General features: G+C 73.0%; 1 protein-coding gene. It reads right to left on the reverse strand.

What is annotated here, in order from left to right; genetic code table 11:
* Positions 1 to 1294, reverse strand: a 1294-nt coding sequence (locus tag ACFYX0_RS47885) for a polyketide synthase dehydratase domain-containing protein (protein WP_388982174.1), incomplete at both ends; no start/stop codon positions are given.

Here is a 1294-nt window from a genome sequence, read left to right on the forward strand (position 1 = left end):
TCCTCCGCCAACCACCCCCGCACCAGACCCAACACACCGACCGTCATCGCATGCACCTGGCCGACCGGGTCGTCGGCGCCGGCGGATGACGGCAGCGGCACGATCACCGTGGTGGGTACGTCGTCCGGCAGTGCGTCAAGGCTGGGAAAGGCTCGGACGGTCTCGCCGAGGCCGAGCGTGTCGTCGCCGATCACGGCCAAGGTGCCGTCGCGCCACTGCTCGTCGGCGCGCTCGGGTCCCGGCACCGGCGACCAGTGGATCCGCAGGAGCCGGTTCGACGAGGAGCCGCCCGCCGCGCGCAGCGCGTCCTTCGACAGCGGCCGCAGGGTGAGGACACCGACGGAGGCGACCGCTGTGCCCGTGTCGCCGGCGACTGTCACGGACACGGTCTCCGGTCCCGTCGCGGTGATACGGACTCGGCACACCGTGGCGCCGGTGGCGTGCACGTCGATGTCCGTCCAGGCGAACGGCAGCCGGTCGGGGGCGTCCCCCGCGACGCCGGGCAGCAGGGGGTGCAGCGCGGCGTCCAGCAGGGCGGGGTGAAGGACGAAGCCGACGGCAGCGGCGCGCTGCTCCTCGGGCAGGGCCACCTCGGCGTACAGCTCGCCTCCGGTTCCCTGCCACACGCGGCGCAGCCCCTGGAACGCGGGCCCGTAGCCGTAACCGCCCTGGTCGAGCCGCTCGTACGCACCGCTCAGGTCGATCTCCGTCGCCTCGGCGGGTGGCCAGGTCATGAGGCTGTCGGGGCCGTCGGGAAGGTCGGGGCCGTCCTCGCCGACGGTCTCCAGGTATCCCGTCGCATGCGGGGTCCACGGCTGTTCGAGACCGGTGTCCGTCTCGGGACGGCCGTACACGTCGATCCTGCGCCGCCCCTCGGAGTCGGGTGCGCGCACGACCACCTGTACCAGCACCCCGCCACGCTCCGGCACCACCAAGGGCGCCGACAGGGTCAGTTCGGCGACCCGCTCACAGCCGACCTGCTTCCCCGCCCGCAGTGCCAGGTCCAGCAGGCCGGTGCCGGGGAACACGGCCACACCGTGCAGGGAGTGGTCCGCCAGCCAGGGATGACTGGTCAGCGACAGACGGCCGGTGAGCAGGATGTCGTCGCCGTCCGCCTGTTCCACGGCCGCGCCCAGGATCGGATGTCCGGTCGGGACCAGGCCCAGTCCGGACGCATCGGCGGTCTCGGCGGTCGGGTTGAGCCAGTAGCGGTCGCGGCGGAAGGCGTAGGTCGGCAGGTCGATGCGGCGTGCGCCGGTCCCGTCGTAGAACGCCTGCCAGTCGACCGCAATCC

Source organism: Streptomyces sp. NPDC002573 (assembly GCF_042889625.1).
GTDB classification, from domain to species: domain Bacteria; phylum Actinomycetota; class Actinomycetes; order Streptomycetales; family Streptomycetaceae; genus Streptomyces; species Streptomyces gibsoniae.